General features: G+C 54.9%; 13 protein-coding genes. 4 read left to right on the top strand and 9 right to left on the bottom strand.

All coding sequences use genetic code 11. The features are described 5' to 3' along the window. Window positions 1–69: 69 nt before the first annotated feature. From FOE74_RS19620 to FOE74_RS19610, 3 genes are all read right to left on the bottom strand, one after another. On the bottom strand, window positions 70–801 hold the full coding sequence (locus tag FOE74_RS19620) for an EcsC family protein (RefSeq protein ID WP_149100477.1): 732 nt from the start codon (window positions 799–801) through the stop codon (window positions 70–72). Window positions 802–1,187: 386 nt separating this feature from the next. After that, complete coding sequence (rluF, locus tag FOE74_RS21600) at window positions 1,188–2,360, bottom strand: 23S rRNA pseudouridine(2604) synthase RluF (protein WP_149100337.1); 1,173 nt, start codon at window positions 2,358–2,360, stop codon at window positions 1,188–1,190. 83 nt (window positions 2,361–2,443) lie between these two features. Continuing rightward, window positions 2,444–2,659, bottom strand: coding sequence for a VF530 family protein (locus FOE74_RS19610; protein WP_149100336.1), 216 nt, complete (start codon window positions 2,657–2,659; stop codon window positions 2,444–2,446). 332 nt (window positions 2,660–2,991) lie between these two features. Here FOE74_RS19610 and hutU point away from each other — a divergent pair, with 332 nt between their 5' ends. The 3 genes from hutU to hutG all read left to right on the top strand — a co-directional run bounded on the left by hutU (window position 2,992) and on the right by hutG (window position 7,085). Then, entirely contained in the window at window positions 2,992–4,704 is a 1,713-nt protein-coding gene (hutU, locus tag FOE74_RS19605) for a urocanate hydratase (protein WP_149100335.1), read from the top strand. A gap of 117 nt (window positions 4,705–4,821) precedes the next feature. Beyond that, the gene (gene hutI / locus FOE74_RS19600; protein ID WP_149100334.1) at window positions 4,822–6,078 is read left to right on the top strand and encodes an imidazolonepropionase; all 1,257 of its coding nucleotides are present in this window, start codon (window positions 4,822–4,824) and stop codon (window positions 6,076–6,078) included. Window positions 6,079–6,122: 44 nt separating this feature from the next. Continuing rightward, on the top strand, window positions 6,123–7,085 hold the full coding sequence (gene hutG, locus FOE74_RS19595; RefSeq protein ID WP_149100333.1) for a formimidoylglutamase: 963 nt from the start codon (window positions 6,123–6,125) through the stop codon (window positions 7,083–7,085). A gap of 136 nt (window positions 7,086–7,221) precedes the next feature. Here the strand turns inward: hutG and FOE74_RS19590 are convergent, their stop codons facing one another. Next, window positions 7,222–10,068 (bottom strand): Ig-like domain-containing protein, encoded by a 2,847-nt coding sequence (locus tag FOE74_RS19590; protein WP_192576640.1) that lies wholly within the window; start codon window positions 10,066–10,068, stop codon window positions 7,222–7,224. Window positions 10,069–11,708: 1,640 nt separating this feature from the next. Here FOE74_RS19590 and FOE74_RS19585 point away from each other — a divergent pair. After that, window positions 11,709–12,170 carry a hypothetical protein gene (locus FOE74_RS19585; RefSeq protein ID WP_149100331.1) on the top strand — a complete coding sequence of 154 codons (462 nt, stop codon included), beginning with the start codon at window positions 11,709–11,711 and terminating at the stop codon, window positions 12,168–12,170. 157 nt (window positions 12,171–12,327) lie between these two features. On the opposite strand, the gene FOE74_RS19580 is transcribed toward FOE74_RS19585, so the two are convergent. The 5 genes from FOE74_RS19580 to uxaC all read right to left on the bottom strand — a co-directional run bounded on the left by FOE74_RS19580 (window position 12,328) and on the right by uxaC (window position 19,789). Further along, on the bottom strand, window positions 12,328–14,904 hold the full coding sequence (locus FOE74_RS19580) for a phosphoenolpyruvate carboxylase (RefSeq protein WP_149100330.1): 2,577 nt from the start codon (window positions 14,902–14,904) through the stop codon (window positions 12,328–12,330). Window positions 14,905–15,285: 381 nt separating this feature from the next. After that, on the bottom strand, window positions 15,286–16,671 hold the full coding sequence (locus FOE74_RS19575; protein WP_149100329.1) for an MFS transporter: 1,386 nt from the start codon (window positions 16,669–16,671) through the stop codon (window positions 15,286–15,288). A gap of 36 nt (window positions 16,672–16,707) precedes the next feature. After that, on the bottom strand, window positions 16,708–17,367 hold the full coding sequence (locus FOE74_RS19570) for a bifunctional 4-hydroxy-2-oxoglutarate aldolase/2-dehydro-3-deoxy-phosphogluconate aldolase (RefSeq protein ID WP_149100328.1): 660 nt from the start codon (window positions 17,365–17,367) through the stop codon (window positions 16,708–16,710). Continuing rightward, window positions 17,357–18,388 (bottom strand): sugar kinase, encoded by a 1,032-nt coding sequence (locus FOE74_RS19565; protein ID WP_149100327.1) that lies wholly within the window; start codon window positions 18,386–18,388, stop codon window positions 17,357–17,359. The genes FOE74_RS19570 and FOE74_RS19565 overlap by 11 nt, the downstream gene beginning before the upstream one ends. Window positions 18,389–18,391: 3 nt before the next feature. Further along, window positions 18,392–19,789, bottom strand: a complete 1,398-nt coding sequence (gene uxaC / locus FOE74_RS19560) for a glucuronate isomerase (RefSeq protein WP_149100326.1) — start codon at window positions 19,787–19,789, stop codon at window positions 18,392–18,394. Window positions 19,790–19,894: the final 105 nt, after the last annotated feature.

Below are 19,894 nucleotides of genomic sequence, written 5' to 3'. Positions count from 1 at the left end.
GCTGCAAAGGTGCTGCAGGTTTGGGGCAAAAGGAGAAGGCCTTTCTGGCGGGTGGGCCTATGAGGTTACTTATTGTAAAAGCCTTGTCTCCTGCCACCGCATGCGGTAGGCGTTCATGGCGGTGGTGCCCAGTTTCTGCAGCAACCGGTAATTGACCACTGCACCCACCGGAGCCCCAATGATGGGGATGAGTTGGGCCATCTTGGCCAGGTCAATGTAGTCACGGTACTCCTGCTGGAAAGTGCGCCAGTCAAACTCATGGATGTCCTGGGGCAGGTGGTCTTTCTTAGTTTCCCAATCTGCTATTTGCCCGTACACCTCGCGCCGCTGCTGCTGCCCGCTGAACGCCAGTTGAAAGATATGCAGGAGGTAGAGCCGCTCGCGGTAATCATCCACGGAGTGGCCGTACAGCGCCGCAATGTCGAAGAGCATTTTCAGCTTGATTCCTAAAAGCAGCGGGAAATCGGCCAGGCCCAGCAAAAAGCCGCCCGCCCCAGTGATGCCCCCTTCGGCGGCGGCGGTTTTCTTGTAGAAGGCGATGCGGTCCAGCACCGTCGCCTCTTTCTGTTCCAGCGTGACTGGAGCCAGGGTCTTGCCCGTGGTGTGGGTGGCCCCAAACAGCACTGCCCTGATCATTTGCTTGATGGTGGCGGTAAGAGCCTGGTGTACCTTCTCCGGGATATAGCTGTTCAGTTTCTGCTGCATGCCCCTGGAAAGGTGGTTCATGAGCGACGGTTCCTTCTGCATTTGCAGCTTCCACTCCTGAAGTTCCAGCAGAATTCTTTCTTCGTAAGCGGTCAGGGCCATAGGGAACGGGATTAGGGTAGGTTCTCTCTGCACGAAGAACGGGTTTCTTGCCGGAAGCCGCAACTTCCTTAGAGCCTAAACCTGCCGGCAGTTCGTCAGGCTCTGTTTCAATGTTCTTTTTAGGAAAGAAGCCTGAAACCTTCGGGCTGATCCCGGTTTGGTTAAGGCAATGGTAGGATTTCTTTGTTAGCAGCAGATTTTGTCCTGTTTTTGGGAAAAGGGCTAAGAAATGGGTTCTCTTCTCCGGTTAGGGGAAAACCCCCTCATAGTCATTCCGGGCTCGCCAAAACAGAAGAAGGGATTCGGGCGCGTTTTAATAAAAACAAACCCAAATCCCTCCGTTCCAGCCCAAAGAAAGTGGATTGAATTGATGCTTTAGACTAGCGGCGGCCTTTGCCGCGGGTGCCAGCCGTTCTCTTGGAGCCTTCGCTGCCACCGGGTTTCGGTTTTCTGCCCGCACCGGGTTTGGCGTTCCTGGGCGCGAGTGAGCCTTTGGGCGACCGGTCGGTTTTCTTGGAAACGTGCTCAGATTTGGTCTTCAGGTTTTTGCCGCTGGCCGGTTTTGTCTTGCGCATGGGTTTGCCCGTTGAGGCCTGGTCTGCCTTGGCAGGTCCGTCACCATCTGCTTTGGGTTTGCTGAACCGCTCGGCCCGGCGAAGTTTAGGATCGCGCAAGGGGGCTTCACGGGGTTCTTTGGGCGCAGATTTCTTCACGCTGTGCACCTTCACCCCAAACTCCTCATCGGTGAGCAGGTCTTCGTACTCTTCGTCGGCGGTTTTCTTGACGGCTTTAGAAGATTCCCGGGCTTTGGAAGAGGCTTCCTCGGTTTTGGAAGAGCCGGCCACCAGTTCATTGATGGATTTGATCTCTTCCAGGGTAAGGTAACGCCAGTGGCCGGTGGGCAGATCGTCTAACTTCACGCTCATGATGCGCACGCGCTTGAGCTTTTCCACTTTGTAGCCCAGGGCCTCGCACATGCGCCGGATCTGGCGGTTCCAGCCTTGGGTGAGCACCAACCGGAATACCTTATGGCCCTGCTGTTGCACAAAGCACTTTTTGGTCATCCCCTCAAACAGCCGCACACCGTTGCTCATTTGCCTGATGAACTCCTCGGTCACCGGTTTGTCCACCATCACCACGTATTCCTTCTCGTGGTTGTTGTCAGCGCGGAGGATCTTGTTCACGATGTCGCCGTCGTTGGTCAGGAAGATAAGCCCTTCAGAGGCGTTGTCTAAACGGCCAATAGGGAAGATGCGCTTGGGGAAACCAATGAAGTCAATGATGTTCTTCTTGTCTTTGGAATCAGTGGTGGTGGTGATGCCGGTGGGCTTGTTGAAGGCCAGGTAAATGGGCCGGTCACTCGGTTTCTTCGCCTTGATGGGCTCGCCGTCCACGGCTACTTTGTCGCCGGGTTTCACGGTGGCGCCTTTCCTGGCGTCGCGGTTGTTGATGGTCACGCGGCCTTCTTCTATGTATTGGTCGGCCTCCCGGCGCGAGCAGAAGCCCGAGTCGCTGATGAATTTGTTAAGCCGGATGCTGTTATCTGTTGACATGTGGTTGCTGATTCTGAATACGATACGTGCCCTGCTAAGAATACGCCCCGCAGGAGGGGGCGGGCGCTGGAAAAAAGGACGCCTCAGGCAAAGGTGCGCACGTACAAGTCTTCCACCTTCTGGCGCGCCCACTGCGTTTTGCGCAGAAACGTGAGGCTTGACTTGATGGTGGGGTCATGGGTAAAGCTGTTGATCCTGATGCGCTCACTCAGTTCTTCCCATCCGTAGTGGTCTACCAACTGCACCAGAATCATCTCCAGGGTTTTGCCGTGCAGTGGATTATTTTTCTGTTCTTCCATAGTTCCAGCCACAAAGGTAGTCTTTCTCCCTGAGTTTTACGCGGCAGCCCGCCAAGAGGTGCTCAACTTCCTGCATGGCCTGGAGGCGGGAGGCACTGGCCTGGCGCGAGGGAAGAAGGCCACGCCGCAAGTACCTTCTTTTTACCCTATCCTTATCCGGGAAAGCTTCCACCAGAACCTCCTGGTTTTACGTTAGAATCCAAAAACCGGGTCCTTTTCAGGAGAGGAGCAATTTCCTCTTAAGAAGTGGCATCCTGTAAAGATTATTTAGTATCTTAAAGAACTTTTTGGCTCCTTCTGCCTTGTACCCTTAACCCTCAGAAGCTTCGTCTATGGATACCCTTGCCCAACCCCACGTAGCCCTTCCGTCTGCGCTCACAACAGACCAGTTCATTCAGACCTACGCCAACCACCCCATGTACCTGGCGCCCCGGGGTCCGCAGCTGCACGCCAAAAGCTGGCAGGCAGAGGCCGCGCTCAGAATGTTCCTGAACAACCTGAGCGAGGAAGTGGCCGAAGACCCGGAACGGTTGGTGGTGTACGGGGGCATAGGGCAAGCGGCTCGTACCCCCCAGGATGCGCGAAAGATTGTTGAGCTGTTGCTCACCCTGGAAGAGGACGAGAGCCTGCTGATCCAGTCGGGCAAGCCGGTGGGCAAGATCAGGAGCCACGCCGAGGCGCCCCGCGTCCTCATCGCCAACAGTAACCTGGTGCCGCACTGGGCTACCTGGGAGCATTTCAACCAGCTGCGCGAGCGGGGGCTGATGATGTACGGACAGATGACCGCCGGTTCCTGGATTTACATTGGCACGCAGGGGATATTACAGGGCACGTATGAAACCTTTGCCGCCTGCGGCCGGATTCACTTCAACGGGGATCTACGCCACAAACTGCTGGTGAGCGGCGGTTTAGGCGGCATGGGTGGGGCCCAACCGCTGGCGGCTACCATGGCCGGGGCCACTTTTCTGGGGGTAGACATTGACCCGGAGCGCATCAGGAAACGCCTGGAGACCCGCTACATAGACAAAATGACCTATGACTACCGGGAGGCCGTGCGCCTGGCCCTGGCCGCCAAAGACAAAGGCGAGGCCGTGTCCATCGGGTTGGTGGGCGACATAGGCGACGTGCTGGAGAAACTCCTCCAGGACGGCATCACCCCAGATATTCTCACCGACCAGACCTCGGCGCATGACCCTATCAACGGCTACGTGCCCCATGGCATGTGCCTGCCCCAGGCGCTCGCCCTCCGGAAAAGCGACCCGGAGCAATACCGCCAACTTTCCCTTAAAAGCATGGCCCGCCATGTGGGGTTCATGCTGGAATTGCAGCGCCGCGGCAGCCGCACCTTTGACTATGGCAACAACCTGCGGGAGTTCGCCAAGCAGGGCGGGGAAACCCAGGCTTTCCAGATCCCTGGCTTCGTTCCCGAGTACATCAGACCCCTTTTCTGCGAAGGCAAAGGGCCGTTCCGGTGGGTAGCCCTTTCCGGTGACCCGGAGGACATCAAAGTAACCGACGAGGCCCTCAAAAAGCTTTTCCCCCAGGACAAGCACATGATTCATTGGCTCCAGCAGGCAGCGGTGAGAGTAGCCTTTCAGGGGCTGCCCAGTCGCATCTGCTGGCTAGGCATGGGCGACCGTGAGAAAGCCGGTCTCCTGTTCAACCAGCTGGTGCGCGAGGGCAAGGTGAAGGCCCCCATTGTCATTGGCCGCGACCATCTGGACTGCGGCTCGGTAGCCTCGCCTTACCGCGAAACCGAGGGCATGCTGGATGGGTCTGACGCTGTGTCTGACTGGCCGCTGCTCAACCTCATGGCCAATACCAGCGGCGGGGCCACCTGGGTTTCCTTCCACCACGGCGGAGGTGTGGGCATGGGTTATTCCCAGCACGCGGGCATGGTAATCGTGGCAGATGGCACTGACCGGGCCGACCGCTGCATCCGGCGCGTCTTGCACAATGATCCGGCCATGGGTATCTTCCGGCACGCCGATGCCGGGTATGAGACCGCCCAGGAAAACAGCGACACGTTTGGCTTAAGCCTTTAACCCAAGTAAGATTTTTGATACCCGGCTTTTGGTCTGTTTTTCGGGAAACAACCCAAAAGCCGGGTATCTTCGCCTGGTATAAATTACCGCTCTCCACGCTTTCTGAAACCTGACCAAATGAATTCAACTCCTGAACCACGCACGCTGGTAGGTCCCTTTTCCCAAGTCCTGACCATGGCCGGTTTACCCCTGGCAGGACCTCTCACCGATGATCAACTGGAAATAAAAGCGGAGGCAGGGGTTGTCATTCAAGGAGAAAAGGTGGTGCAGGTGGGGCCTTATCAAGCGCTTTTGCAGGAAGCCGAAGCCAACCAGTACCTCCTCCATAAAATAGATCAGCCCCTGGTGCTGGTACCTGGGTTCATTGACGCCCATACGCACCTGTGTTTTGCCGGCTCGCGCGCCAACGACTATGCCTTGCGGGTGGCGGGGAAAAGCTACCTGGAGATTGCCCGCAGCGGCGGCGGCATCCTGGACACCGTGTCCAAAACCCGGGCCGCTTCTTTACCGGACCTAGTAGCCTCCCTCCAAACCCGGTGCGACCGGCACCTGGCCCAGGGCGTAACCACCTGTGAGGTGAAAAGCGGCTACGGTCTCACCGTGGAAGAGGAGCTAAAAATGTTGCAGGCCATTGACCAGGTGAACCGCCAGCACGCCCTTGATTTGATCCCAACCTGTTTGGCGGCCCATATGCGGCCGCCAGAATTCTCTGAGGCTGGCGTTTACCTCCAGCACCTGATCCAAGAGCTTTTGCCCCAGGTCAAGGCGCAAGGGTTGGCCCAGCGGGTGGATATCTTCATTGAAGAAACCGCCTTCTCAGAAGAAGAGGCCGAACACTACCTCATCGCCGCCCAGGAATTGGGCTTTGCCCTTACCGTGCACGCAGATCAGTTCAGCACGGGCGGCAGCAGCATAGCCGCTAAAGTAAAAGCTACCAGTGCCGACCATTTGGAGGCCAGCGGCACCCCAGAGATGGCTCAGTTGAAAGAGGCAGGCGTAGTCGCCACGGTCTTGCCCGGAGCCTCTTTGGGGCTGGGCATGCACTATGCGCCTGCCCGCCAGATGCTGGATGCCGGGCTTTGCGTGGCCATCGCTACGGATTGGAACCCCGGTTCAGCACCCATGGGGGATTTGCTGCTACAGGCTGCTTTGCTGGGCGCTGGCCAGAAACTCACCCTGGCAGAAACCTTGGCCGGCATCACCTTTCGGGCGGCCCACGCCCTTCGGTTGGAAGACCGGGGGCAACTGGTGCCGGCTTCTTTAGCGGATATGATCGCCTTCCCAGCGGATAATTACCAGGAAATCCTGTACCACCAGGGCCAATTAAAACCCCAGTTCATCTGGAAGCGCGGGCAACTGCAAAACCAAAAATAACCCTGGGGCAGGTCACCTTTCTAAATCATTGAGTAACTTCCGGCATGTACAAACCATCAGATAAAACAACCTGGCAGGGCAGAATGGACCCGCAGGATGGGGAACTGGGCCTGCGGTGGCACCAGGTGGTGCATATGGTAGACCTTTCCAGAGAAGTAACCGATGGCGAAGGGAACTTCGCTTTCCTGGGCTTCAGTTGTGATGAAGGCGTACGGCGAAACCAGGGCCGGGTAGGGGCCGCGGGCGGTCCGGCCGCCATCAGGCAAGCCATGTCCGGCTTCGCTGACCATCTGCCCGAAGACGTGCACCTGTACGGGGGCGGTGATGTAATCTGCGCGAACCAGCGCCTGGAAGAGGCCCAGGAACAACTGGGCCGGAAAGTAGAGATGCTCCTCCGGAAAGGATACAAAACCATTGTATTGGGTGGGGGGCATGAAACGGCATACGGTCATTTTCTGGGCCTGCGCCACCGATTAGGACCAGAGGAGACACTTGGGATCATCAATTTAGATGCCCACTTTGACCTGCGCAGTTACGCCCAACATTCCAGCTCGGGCACGCCTTTCCTGCAGATCGCGGATGACCTGGCCGCAGCCGGGCGTGACTTCCATTACCTGTGCTTGGGCATACAGGAACAGGGCAACACCCGCAAGCTTTTCCAGACCGCCCAGGAACGCCAGGTGGACTATATCTTAGCCGATGACCTGCACGGGGGCATTACGCCAGACGTGCAGCAACGGCTTCAGGCGTTCATGGCCAAGGTAGACAAACTGTACCTCAGCATTGACTTGGATGTGTTCGCCGCCGCGTACGCCCCCGGGGTAAGCGCCCCCAACGCGCTGGGCCTTACGCCGCCGGTGGTGGTGCAGCTCTTGAAGGAAATCATCGGCTCAGGCAAAGTCATGTCTGTGGACGTGGTAGAGCTGAACCCCAAGTTTGACCTGGACCATCAAACCGCCAAGCTGGCTGCCTCTTTGGTGTACCAGATGGTGAAAGCGTGGCATTAATAGCCTGTTATTAAGAAAGGCGCTTCAGAATGAAAATAGAACCGCTAAGCCATTTCCAGCATTGTTTGGGAAAAGCAGAACAAAAAGCCCCTTGCTGGTTGAGCAAGGGGCTTTTACTTTTAAGGAGTATCAATAATTACTGCCTGATAACGCGAATGGTTTGTATCCTATTGGCACTAATCAGGCGCGCCAGATAAACCCCTGCGGGTATTTTTTCATCTGTCCAATCCACCTCTGTTAAGCTGTTCGCTTTTGCTTTACCAGAGGTGAGATTTTTGACCAAGGTGCCATTTACATGATAGATCTTCAATGCGTATTCCTCGTCCTTTTTTAAAGGAAACTGGAAAGTGACTTTGTCTGAGAATGGATTAGGATGACTAATGAATGTTTTTCCAGTTCCTAAGCTAGTTGCCTTGCTAGCAAATGAAGTGAGGGCGACGGTTGGGGGCTGGTTGCCGGGGGAGTGGAAGGGGGCGAGGTTAGAGCCGGGGATGACCTCGATGGCCGAGGAGCCGGGGGTGAGCCAGCCCACGGCCAGGTTGTCGCCCCCGCCGGCCTCCTTGTGCAGGGCCTCGATGTAATATTTGGTGTTGGCCTGCAGGGTGACGGAGACGGAGCGCTGGGAAGCGTACTTCTCCCATTCGCGGGGGTGGGTCCACTCGCTGACGAAGGCGATGCGCTGGCGGGAGGCGGGGTCGGGGCCGGTGCCCAGCCACAGCTCGCACTGGTCGTCGCCGGCCAGGTAGAAGGTGTACTCGCCGGTGGCGGGCACGCAGAGAAAGCCCCGCAGGCGCTGGGCGTAGTTGTCGGCCACGTAGGAGGGCGCCTCGAGGGAGGAAAGCTGGCCCGTGGAGGTGGGGGCGGTGCCCAGGGGGATGTCAGAGATGGAGGTGCCCGCCACGTCCGCCCAGTACTCCCGGGTGATGGAGCCCGTGTTCTCGCAGGCTACGGTAGGTAGGGCAGGAGCTATGGTAATGGTGTAATCCTCTGCCTCGCCGTAAAGGGCTGAGCTACAGGATTCAGTATTGGTAAAGGTGCCGTCATACTTACTTCTCACCCGCATACGGGTAGCGCCCAGCGTTGCAGAGGTGGGAATAGAAATAGTGGCGGTGTACTGGTCTTTGGAGGAAGTGGGCGAGGCATACACAAATTCACCCGCATCATCAAAGTCCTTGTCCTGGTTAAAGTCTATCCATACCCCAAAGGACTGCGGATGTTCCGTTCCCGCTTGCAAACTGATAGGATAGCTCTGCCCTTGGTTTACCGTAGTGGTTAGGGAACCCGTAGGGGTATAGATAGTGTAAGCAACGGCTGTTCCATTGCTACAACCTGACCCGTTGTTGGCCAAGGTGTGAAAGCTGAAGTTGTTGATGATGGTTAAATAGTTGCAACCAATGAAAGCATAGTCAGGGATGCAGTAGCTTGGATTAACGGTGTTCACCCAGATTACTTCAGAGTCCTTTGTGTGGCCTAGGTTGTCAGTGGCCCTGGCCATGAGCGCGTGGGTTCCGGTGGTATTTACCAACCAGTCAATGGTATAAGGCGCCATCGTATCCTCCCCCAACTTTGAGGTGCCCTGGAAGAACTCCACCTTGGCAATGGTGCCGTCTGGGTCACTGGCCTCGGCAGCAAGGGTGATGGAAGCCGGCACGTTAAAGGTGGCTCCCTGGCTAGGAGAAGTTAAGGCGACAATTGGGAGCTGATTGCCGGGTGAGTGGAAGGGGGCGAGGTTAGAGCCGGGGATGACCTCGATGGCCGAGGAGCCGGGGGTGAGCCAGCCCACGGCCAGGTTGTCGCCCCCGCCGGCCTCCTTGTGCAGGGCCTCTAGGTAGTACCTGGTGTTGGCCTGCAGGGTGAGGGTGGCCGCGCGCTGGGAGGCGTACTTCTCCCACTCGCGGGGGTGGTTCCACTCGCTGACGAAGGCGATGCGCTGGCGGGAGGCGGGGTCGGCCCCCGTGCCCAGCCACAGCTCGCACTGGTCGTCGCCGGCCAGGTAGAAGGTGTACTCGCCGGTGGCGGGCACGCAGAGGAAGCCCCTCAGGCGCTGGGCGTAGTTGTCGGCCACGTACGAGGGCGCCTCGAAGGAGGGGAGCTGGCTTGTGGAGGTGGGGGGAGTGCCCAGGGGAATGTCGGAGATGGAGGTGCCCGCCACCTCCGCCCAGTATTCCCGGGTGATGGAGCCCGTGTTCTCGCAGGCTATCGCGCTTGCGTTGACCGTTACCTGAACGGCCGTAGAGCCGGTAGTCAGGCCACCATGGTCTATGGCTTTGGCGGAGAGGCTGTAGGTGCCGGCGGCTACCCCAGACCAGGTGAAGGAGTAAGGCGCATCGGTGTCTTCGCCCAGCTTAGTGGTGCCTTGGAAGAACTCTACCCTCACAATACCGCCATCGTCACTGGCTTGGGCTGCTAGGATGAGGGAGGCTGGCGCAGTGAAGGTGGCCCCATCAGCAGGCGAGGTCAGTGCCACTACTGGGGGCTGGTTGATGGGGGTAGTTCCAGAAATAGTGTATTCCCCAAGCGAAGAATAATCAGAATCTGCTCCCAAGTTTCCCTTGGTGCCATCTATGGTCAGGAAATACATTCCGGTGGTAAGGGTTACATTCAGGGAGGCTGACATGCTGGAAGGATCAGCCGTTGCAATTACATTACCAGAGCCATCCCGGAGGGTGAGCAGTACATCAAGGTTTGGATAATCTGGATTAGGAGTAACAGTGAGCGCCATAACACCGTTGCCTGTTTTAAAAGAAAACACATCCACATCATTTCTGGTGGTGATAATGCCTTTGGTTGCAGCCCCTGACACGTTGCCGTTGGTATCTACCGTTAGGGAGGTTGCCGTGCTACTCACGTCTCCGTGGTCATCTGGCCGGAACCCGAAACCATTCAAGGTACCGATTCTCACCACATCATCTTCCTTGTTGTTGGCCGACAGGTATTCGCCATTACTCCATTGGGCAAGTGGCCTGTAATAAGCGGTGCCCATGATGGGAGCCCAGGAGGCATGGCCTTGGTAGTAGGGTTCAGCAGGTGAGATCCTTCCGTCATGTGCTAGATTAAAGGTGTGCCCAGCTTCATGCGACCCTGCTTCCCCTGCATACTTGCTGGTTGGGTTAAATACCCAGCAGGGAGTTTCACCATACGAGGTACCTCCCCAAGTGAAAGAACCTATGTACGCTACGCCTCCTGCATTTGGATAAAAATATTTTGTGGGAGTAAAGATTACTCTCATTCTACGGTTGATAGGAGCGTTATTGAAAACTGCTTCACTTGTAGTTACATTCAGGTTGAAAGGCCTAAAGTCTTCACTCATCATTTTCCACACCTCTACCATCTCTGTCTGAGATAAATCAGCAGGGGCGGCCACAATTGGATTACCACTGTTGAAAGATGAATTCCAAAAAGTGTTGATGACGGTCTGCCCATCAAAATCTAGGTAAAGAACAGCCCCAGCCCCTGGCAAGCTTTCAAGGGAAGGTGGTGCAGCTGCCACCGTCCCTGTTTCTACTTCTGATGAGGCAGGAGAAGGATCCTTATGCTGAAAATCCACACAGAGTACCTTGTTAATGTCTTCTTCGGTTAAAAAGACAGAACCTTCAGCGTTGGAAGAGTACCTGTAAAATTTCTTTTGTTTAAGATCAATGATTGCCCCCGTTGCCTCTTTGCCGTTTATTTTCAGATAGAAATTACTTAAGGGGCTACTCTCAATTTTTCCAAAAAAATGTTCTGCAGTACCTTCCTTTTTACTTGAGTTTAGTTGTAGTACCAAGGGCTTTTCGCCAGGTAGTAAATGGCTGATTTTTACCTCAGACCTTCCTGCGTTGTTGCCTGATTTCAATCCTTTGTTTTTGAAAGATGTAACCATGTCTTTCGTTTTGCCTAAGTAGACAGGCTTTTGAGCATATATGGGACTAATCCCCATAAAAAATAAAAAGAAGAACAGTAGAAGGTCGCTTTTTTTCATGGGGGTATTGTTGAAATTTTACATAGAATTATTTGAGTTTATAGGTGCGCATTGTACAAGTGGTCTAGCGGTTAAACTGCCTCTCGTCATAATCTGCCTTTCAATTAAATCATCAAGTTTAAATGCATAATAAAGCTTGGCGGTATTTACTACTAAAGCATTTTAAATTCTGGTGAAAAGCTGAACTATGATGCAGGAGTCTTGGGTGGAAATAACTCAGGAAGTTGAGTTTTCCTCTTAATTGCAAAATTTAATCCCGTATATTTTTGTGTGTAATTTGTATTGGTCCGTTATCTTATATTAATATTAACAAGGTTATTAAATTTAGAGTGAAAAGCAATATGTTACTATGTAAGAACCAAATGTTTATATTTTAAACAATTTCGCAGATTTATTATGAATTATATAAATAAATCAACTTCTCCCTGAAGAGTTAACTTCAAATTCATAAGAGGTAAGTTGTTTTAAGAAGCTTAATGGAAGGTGAACTTGGTGTGATATCTTGGATAGTGTTGCTTTAAAGATCGGAGTCAACAATTATAGTGCAACTAGCAAAAATTACACTTTAGAAATACAGCTTTTAAAAACGTTGCCAGGTATTGGCTGTTTAATACATATGGCTTTTTATTTACCCTAAATCACTGACTAACCAGATTGACTACATGAAAAGTTATTTGAATAAGGTAAATGTATTTATTTCTCTTTTCCTCCTGTTTATGGTAGGGTGCTCTGATTCTAAAGGTCTCCATCTGAAAAGTAACCCTACCTCACCCTTGAAGGGAGAGTGGGTGGTAGTCAGGCAAACCATTTCACCGCTTGTCATTGTCCCGCTTTGTAAACCCATTCAAGCAGGTACTACCTTCCATTTTAGCGAGGATACACTCAACGTTTATTTAGAAGGATCCAGAACGCCTTGTGATGTTTTTCCTTACAAGGTTTCTGATAAGATCATCAGTATTATCAAGGATGACATGATCTGGTTGTGTGGGTACGAGCTAAGTCAAAACACTTTAAACCTGGTGTCAGGTAATTTCTTTAGACCTATAGAAGCAGTTAAATCGGGTTTAGAAAGCAATCAAGGTCCTACTCAAAATCAAATAGAAGTGATACTCAAGAAAAAGTAACCCAAATGAGGTAAATCCATATCAACATTCAAGAAAACAGGCCGGTCAGTATTATTGAAACAGGGTTTTAAGCCTGATTTTCCCAAAAAGGCCCCAGAACAAAAAAGGGTAGACTCTAGAATGAAGCTACCCTTTTTTTGTTCTGAGGCCTTTTCTGCTAAGCCGAGTTCCGTTCTGCGTTGATGATCCCGAAGGAGCAGCGCATGACCAGTTTCTCGTATTTTCCTTTGCCCGGGGTGTCGGCTGCCTGCTCCTCCATTTCCCTGATGTTGGTGAGGGCAAATTGCTGGATGGTAAGCAGCGGCATTTCAATGCGTTGGCGCATCTGGATGGAGAGCAGGTTCACGGGTTTGTCTTCCATGAGGTGCGTGTTCTTGGTGAGCCGGAGCACGTATTGTTTGGTGCGCTCAAACTCCTCATGGATCATGTTCCACAGCTCACCGTATTTGGGGTGTTTTGCCAAAAACGCGGTCAGCGGGAAAAAGCATTTGGTCATGGCCATCTCGCAATTGCCCAACAAGGTCCGGAAGAACAGGGAACGGGCATACAGGGCCTCAATGGCTTCCCATTGTCCCTCGGCCTCCAGTTTCTCCATGGCGGCGCCCACCCCGTAATAACCCGGCAGGTTCTGCTTCAACTGGCTCCAGGAGCCCACGTAAGGCACCGCCCTCAGGTCGTTGAGGTTGAGTTTGCCCGGTTTGCGCTTGGCCGGACGGCTCCCGATGTTGGCCTCCGCGTAGTAGCGGAGGGGGCTGGCGTAGTTGAGGTACTCCAGGAAATGCGGGTGGTTTTTTAGGGTTCCGTAGGCGGTATAGCTTTCCTGGGCCAGGCGTTGCATGAGTGCTTCTTCCTGCGGAGAAAAAGTGGTTTCCCGGGAGCTGAACAGGGTGTTCCGGATACCCGCGTGGATAAGCTGCTCCATGTTGTACTGCGCCGAGTCAATGGTCCCGAAGTTGGAGCTGATGGTCTGGCCCTGGATGGTCAACTGGATTTCCTTGCTGGCGATGTTGGGTCCCATAGAGGCATAGAACTGGTGGGTTCTTCCGCCCCCCCGCGCAGGCGGACCGCCCCGGCCGTCAAAAAAGACCACTTGCAGGTCGTGCTGCTGGGCCAGGCGGCTCAGGTCTTCCTTCGCTTTGTAGATGCTCCAGTTAGACATGAGGTAGCCGCCGTCTTTGGTACCGTCTGAGAACCCCAGCATGATGCTCTGGATGTTGCCGCGCCGGTGCAGGTGCTGCCGGTACACGTCAGAAGTATACAAGGCCTCCATCACATCATGCGCGTTCTTGAGGTCATCAATGGTCTCAAACAGCGGTACAATGTCTACGGTGAGTTCCTGGGGATGCCAGCCGCTGAGCAGGAAGAGCCCGTAGACTTCCATCACGTCCAGAGCGCTGGTGCTGTGGCTGATGATGTAGCGATGGCTGCCTTCGGGGCCGTTTATCTCCTGAATCGTCTTCATGGCCTGCATGGATTCCAGGGTGTCGCGGTGCAGTTCGTTTTCCAGGGAAGCTGGTGACACGGTGGTGTTTGCCCCGAGCAAGGCGGCTATCTTTTCCTCTGCGGAAAGCGAAGCGTAGTTTTTGAGCAGGGCATCCGTGGTGGCCGCAATGGCTTCCAGAGCCTCGGTATGGGCAGAACTGTCTTGCCGCACATCCAGAGACGCGAAGAACAGCCCGAACAATTCCACTTTCCGGATCAAGTTCTCAGCGTGGTTCAGGAACAAGCCATTGTGCTCAGTGATCAACGTTTCTCGTATTTTCTGGAGAGGAACCAGGATGTCTTCCTTGGTGATATCCGCCTTATACCCGGGCAGGAACAGGTTGTTGTACAGCTTCTGCTCCAGCGCGATCAACTCGTTCAAGACGCCCTTGAAGGTCAGGCGGCGCTTGAGCCGGCGCACGTCCTGGTAATACGACTTGATGATGGCGCCTCTCAGAGCCTCTGCCACGCGCAAGGTGATGCTGGCGGTCACAAAGGGGTTACCGTCCCGGTCGCCGCCCGGCCAGAACCCCAGCCTGATGAGCGCGTGGTCTTCTGCCACGGCTTTGGGGAACTGGCTTTTGAGGGTTGACATGATTTGCCCGGCGGCCTGGTAAAACACGTTCTCCAGGTACCAGATCAGGCTCACGGCCTCATCATACGGCGAGGGTTTCTCATTCTTGAAGAAAGGGGTCTTGCCCAACTGCCGCAGGTAGCTGTTGACCTGTGAGGTATTGTCATGGAGCAGCGCCTTGGACAGGTCATTGATGATACCCAGCACCTCGCTGGGATAAAACTGGGTAGGGTGGGCCGTGAGCACCAGGCGCACCGAGAAATCCTTCAGCTTTTCCTGCAACTGGGCCTGGGTCTGGGTTTGTTCTACCTCGGTCTGCAGGTGCTTCAAGGTACCCGTGCCGGCCATGTCATGCGTCTCCCGGAAAGAGGCATCTTCCAACGCGTCAAAGAGCACCACCTGGCGCTCGGCATACTGCACAAACCGGAACAGCAGGTCCAATTGCTCCTGCTCGGTGCGGTAGGGCGTGTACTGGCTAAAGAACGTGGTGATGATCTCCTGGGGGCTCTGTTCCTTGGCAAATCCTTCTTCACAGTGCAGCAGGAAAATGGAGAGCAGCACCCCGGTTTTCTCTACCCTATGGAATGGCAGGGCGGTAAACAGACTATTGTACAACTGGAACTTGAGGCCAACGTGTTTGTCATAGGTTTGCAGGGCGCTGTTAGAAGAACTGTCCATAGATGGTGGGTTAAGCATAGACGAGGTACTGGAAAGACTCAGCCAGGGTTACTGGCAGGCAGTTTTCAGGACCTTTTAATGAAAATAGCTGCTAAATGTAAATGAGGCAGTAAAATAAGGCTTTCTATGTAAAATGTTTATATACTGTTTGTTTTTTATGGATTATTAAAAATTCACCCGTCAAACAGAAACCTTTTCTGGGTCCTTTTCCTGGAAACAGGCTGGAAACAGACAAGGATAAAAACAAAGGGCCTTCAAGCGTCAACTTGAAGGCCCTTGGCAGAAGGTGGAAAAGCTAGGGGAGCAAAAGCTTCCAGGTTACTTCTTTCTTCCCTTCCGAGAGGGAATAGAAGAACCTGCTTCCCAGCCTGAAGTGGTCTGTTAGATATTCACCGGTTTCATCTTAGGCACCAGCGACTTCATCACGGCCCAGGCCAGCAGGTAGGCCAGGGCGCAGAAGGTGAACATGATGGTGTAGCCGGTCTCCACGCTGCCGCTCTTCTCGTAGTAGTCAAAGAGGTACCCGCCTACCTTGGTCACCACCACACCGCCCAGACCGCCGGCCATGCCCCCGATACCCGTCACCGAGGCTACGGATTTCTTGGGGAACATATCAGAAACGGTGGTGAAGATGTTAGCGCTCCAGGCCTGGTGAGCCGAGGCCCCGATCCCGATCAGGATGACCGGGAACCAGAAGGAGAGATGGCCCAGGGGCTGCGCCGCCAGCACCACCAATGGGAAGAGTGCGATCACGAACATGGCCCGCATACGGCCTTCATAAGGATTGTAGCCTTTGTTGATGAAGTACATGGGGAACCAGCCCCCGAAGATACTACCCACCATGGTCATGGAGTAGAGTACCCCCAGTGGCAGCATCACGTCGGTGCCGGTAAGGCCGTACTGCGCCTTGAGGTAAGCGGGCAGCCAGAAGAGGAAGAACCACCACACTCCGTCGGTCATGAACTTACCGAAGACGAACGCCCAGGTCTGCTTGAAATTCAGCAGTTGGAACCAGGACACCTTCTCAGCGGCGGCAGGGGAGTCCTGCTCCAGCACAGGCTCGCTGTCGCTGCTGATGTAGGCTCTTTCCGCCTCAGAAAGCCTTTTCTGCTTGTCTGGGACCTCGTAGTAGATAAACCAGAAGATGAGCCACAGGAAACCCACCGCCCCAATGATGAGGAAGGTGTATTCCCAGCCCAGGTGCGAGGCGATCCAGGGCACAGTGAGCGGTGCCAGAATCGCGCCCACGTTAGAGCCGGAGTTGAAGATACCGGTGGCCAGCGAGCGTTCCTTCTTGGGGAAATACTCGGCCGTGGCCTTGATGGCCGCCGGGAAGTTCCCCGATTCCCCAAAACCCAAAAAGGCCCGGGAAACCATGAACCCCAGCACCGAGGCGGGCACGGCAAAGCCGATGGCCGTGAACAAAGGGCTCACCGCGCGGCCCAGAGGCTCAGCGTAGGCGTGCAGGATAGCAGCCAGTGACCAGATGATGAGCGCCCAGGCGTAGCCGGTCTTGGTGCCCAGCTTGTCAATGATGCGGCCCGCGAAGAGCATGGAGATGGCGTAAGTAAACTGGAACACCGCGGCTATGTTGGCATAGTCAGTGTTGGACCAGTTGAACTTCTCGGCCAGCAGGGGCTGCAGCAGACTGAGTACCTGGCGGTCAAGGTAGTTGACGGTGGTGGCGAAGAACAAGAGGGCGCAGATGGTCCATCGGTACCCGCCTATCTTCTCCTGGACAATGGCCGTGGGTGTGGTTTGTTGCATAAAGACGTTTGTTTGTTAGTTTGGGTATGAGGTAGTCTATGAACGGTTAGCTTTCACCAGTTGTAAGGCCTGTTGGGTAAGGTCAGAGAGGCGGTCGTATTGCCGGCCCGCCAGGATGTCTTTGCCGATGAGCTTGGAGCCCATGCCCACGGCGCAGACCCCGGCTTTGAACCAGGTGCGGATGTTCTCCTCCTCCATCTCCACGCCCCCGGTGGGGATGAACGGCTGGCCCGGGAAAAGCTCCTTAATAGACGAGAGGAACGCCGGTCCCAGGATGTTGGCTGGAAAGAGCTTGATCAGGCCGGCCTTTGCCGTCTGGGCCGTGTGGATCTCCGTAGGAGAGAAACAGCCCGGGATCCAGAGCAATCCCGCCTCGTGCACCAAGTTGCCCACCTGTGGGTCCACAATGGGGGCCACCACGTAATCAGCGCCGGCTTTCAGGAAGTCATTGGCCTGTTGCACGGTTTTGATGGTGCCTATCCCCAGGTGAAGGTCCTGGTACGTTTTCAGCTCCGATTTCAGAAACGTGAAGTTTTCCAGGGCCGCCGGGCCCCGGTTGGTGTACTCCAGCGTTCGCACGCCGGCCTTGTAGAGGGTTTTGATGATCTCCAGGCTAACCTCTGGGTTTTCATAGAAGAAGAGGGGCAGCAGTCCCTGGTCCACAATGGCCTGTAGGGCGGTTTCTTTAGTTGGCATAGGCTTTTATGGTTTCCTCTATCTCAGCCACGGTGCTGGTGGTGGCGTCTGAGAGAATGAATAGTTTCTTAAAGGCGGCCGCCGTGGCGAACTCCAGGGTCTGCTGCGGGGAGTGCTCGTGGTAGAACCCATAGAGGAGGCCGGCCATGAAGCAGTCACCGCTGCCCACCTTGTCCAGGATCTGGTCTACCACATACTCCTGCGAGACATGCAACTTGCCCTGGGTGTATAAGGTGGTGAAGTACCGGATTCCCTTGGCGCCGTGGTCAAAGCGGAAGGTAAAGGCCACCGTCTGGCAGTTGGGGAATTCCTTCAAAATAGCTTCAGAGGAGAGGGTGGCGTGCCGTAGCAGTTTCTCCTTGTCCTCGGGGTTGTCCACCAGGTCCTCGTGCAGGGGCATGCCTAGCATCTTGTTCGCAGCCCAGATGTTGCCCATGATCAGGTCACAGGAGGCGGCCAACGTTGGCATCACGGCCACCGGGTCTTTGCCGTACTGCCAGAGCTTGGCGCGGTAGTTCAGGTCCAGGGAAATGAAGATGTTTCTCGCGGCAGCCGCCTGCAACGCCTCAGCGCAGACGTCGGCCACGTTTTGGTTGATGGCCGGGCAGATGGCGCTGAAATGGAATTGGCTTACGCCCTGGAAAACAGCGTCCCAGTCAAGGGTGCTAGGCGTGAGGGCGGCGTACGCCGAGCCCGCACGGTCATAGATCACGCCGGCGTTTTTGAGGTCTTTCCCCTTGGGGAGGTAATAAAGACCGATGCGGTCTCCCTGCAGCACTACCGGACCGGTGTCAATCTGCCGCTCCTGCAGGTAGCCCATGAGTTGCTCAGAGACGAAGTTCTGCGGCAGGGCCGTGAGGTAGGCCGAGGGCACGCCCCACAGCGCCAGGGCCGTGGCCACGTTCAGCTCCGCCCCGCCCACGAAGAAGGGCAGCTTGTTCTCGGCCAGCCATTGGCCCTCCCCGTCGGGGCTGATGCGGAGCAGCAGCTCCCCAAAAGACAACACTTTCCCGGTGGCCATGGCTTAGAAGTTAAAGTAGTTTTTGGCGTTGTTGTAGCAGATGTTCTCTACCATCTGACCAATCCAGGGCATCTCAGAGGCTGGTAGCTCACCGTTCTCCACGTCATTGCCCAGCATGTTGCACAAAATCCTTCTGAAGTACTCGTGGCGCGGGTAAGAAAGGAAGCTGCGCGAATCTGTGAGCATGCCCACAAAGCGGCTCAGTAAGCCCATGTTAGAAAGGGCGTTCATCTGGGCCTCCATGCCCTGCTTCTGGTCCAGGAACCACCAGGCCGACCCGTACTGGACCTTGCCCGGCGTGCTGCCGTCGTTGAAGTTCCCGATCATGGTAGCGTACAGCTCGTTCTGGCTCGGGTTCAGGTTGTAAAGAATGGTTTTGGCCAGTTGGTTGGAGTTGTCCAATTTGTCCATGAAGCGGGAAAGCGGACGGGCCACGTCAAAATCCCCGATGGAGTCAAACCCGGTGTCGGCGCCCAATTCGCGCATCATGCGGGTGTTGTTGTTGCGCAGGGCGCCCAGGTGGAACTGCTGCGTCCAACCTTTGGCGTGGTCCATCAAGGCCAATTCCAGCAGCATGGCAGATTTGAACTTGAGTACCTCGTCTTGCGTGAGCGCCTGTTTCTGCAGTGCTTTTTCAAAAATCTGGCTAATCTCTTGACCAGTGAATTCCTCGGCGTACATGGTTTCCAGACCGTGGTCAGACAAACGTCCGCCCTGGGCGTGGAAGAAGTCATGGCGCTTCTGCAAGGCTTCCAGCAGTTGCTGGTAGGAACCAATGGAAACGCCCGAAGCAGCTTCCAGTTTCTGCAGATAGGTCAGGTAGCCGGCGTCTTCAATGGCCATGGTTTTATCTGGCCGGAAGGTAGGCAATACCTTGATCCCGAAATCATCGGCAGCAATCTTCTGGTGGTGCTCCAGGCTGTCAACCGGGTCATCTGTGGTACAGATCACCACCACGTTCATCTGCTTCAGGATGCCGCGCACGCTGTACTCCGGGGTTTGCAAAAGAGCCGTGGCTTCGTCATAGATGTCACGGGCGCTCTCAGGGTTCAGGACTTTCTCAATCCCGAAGGGTCTTTTGAGCTCCATGTGGGTCCAGTGGTACAAAGGGTTCCGCATGGTGAAGGGAACGGTCTGAGCCCATTTCTCAAATTTGGCATAGTCATCGGCGTCGCCGGTGCAGAATTGCTCGGGTATGCCGTTGGTGCGCATGGCGCGCCACTTGTAATGGTCACCTTCCAGCCAGATCTGGGTCAGGTTGTTGAATTTTCTATCGTTGGCAATGTCCTCCGGGTTCAGGTGGCAGTGGTAGTCTATGATGGGCATGTGCTTGGCATGCTCATGGTACAACGTCTGCGCCGTTTTGGTCTGGAGGAGGAAATTATCGTCTAGAAAGGACATGTACGTGTGGAATTAAATGAAAAGGAAGGAGAACAGGCAGCAGGAGTAGGCCTTGCTGCGTTTTTCCGTTGATTCTGTGAAAATAGGCCAAAAACCGGCAAGCCC

The sequence above is a fragment of the Rufibacter glacialis genome, from assembly GCF_008271745.1.
GTDB classification, from domain to species: Bacteria; Bacteroidota; Bacteroidia; order Cytophagales; family Hymenobacteraceae; genus Nibribacter; species Nibribacter glacialis.
This window is presented reverse-complemented; position numbering and strand designations above follow the sequence as displayed.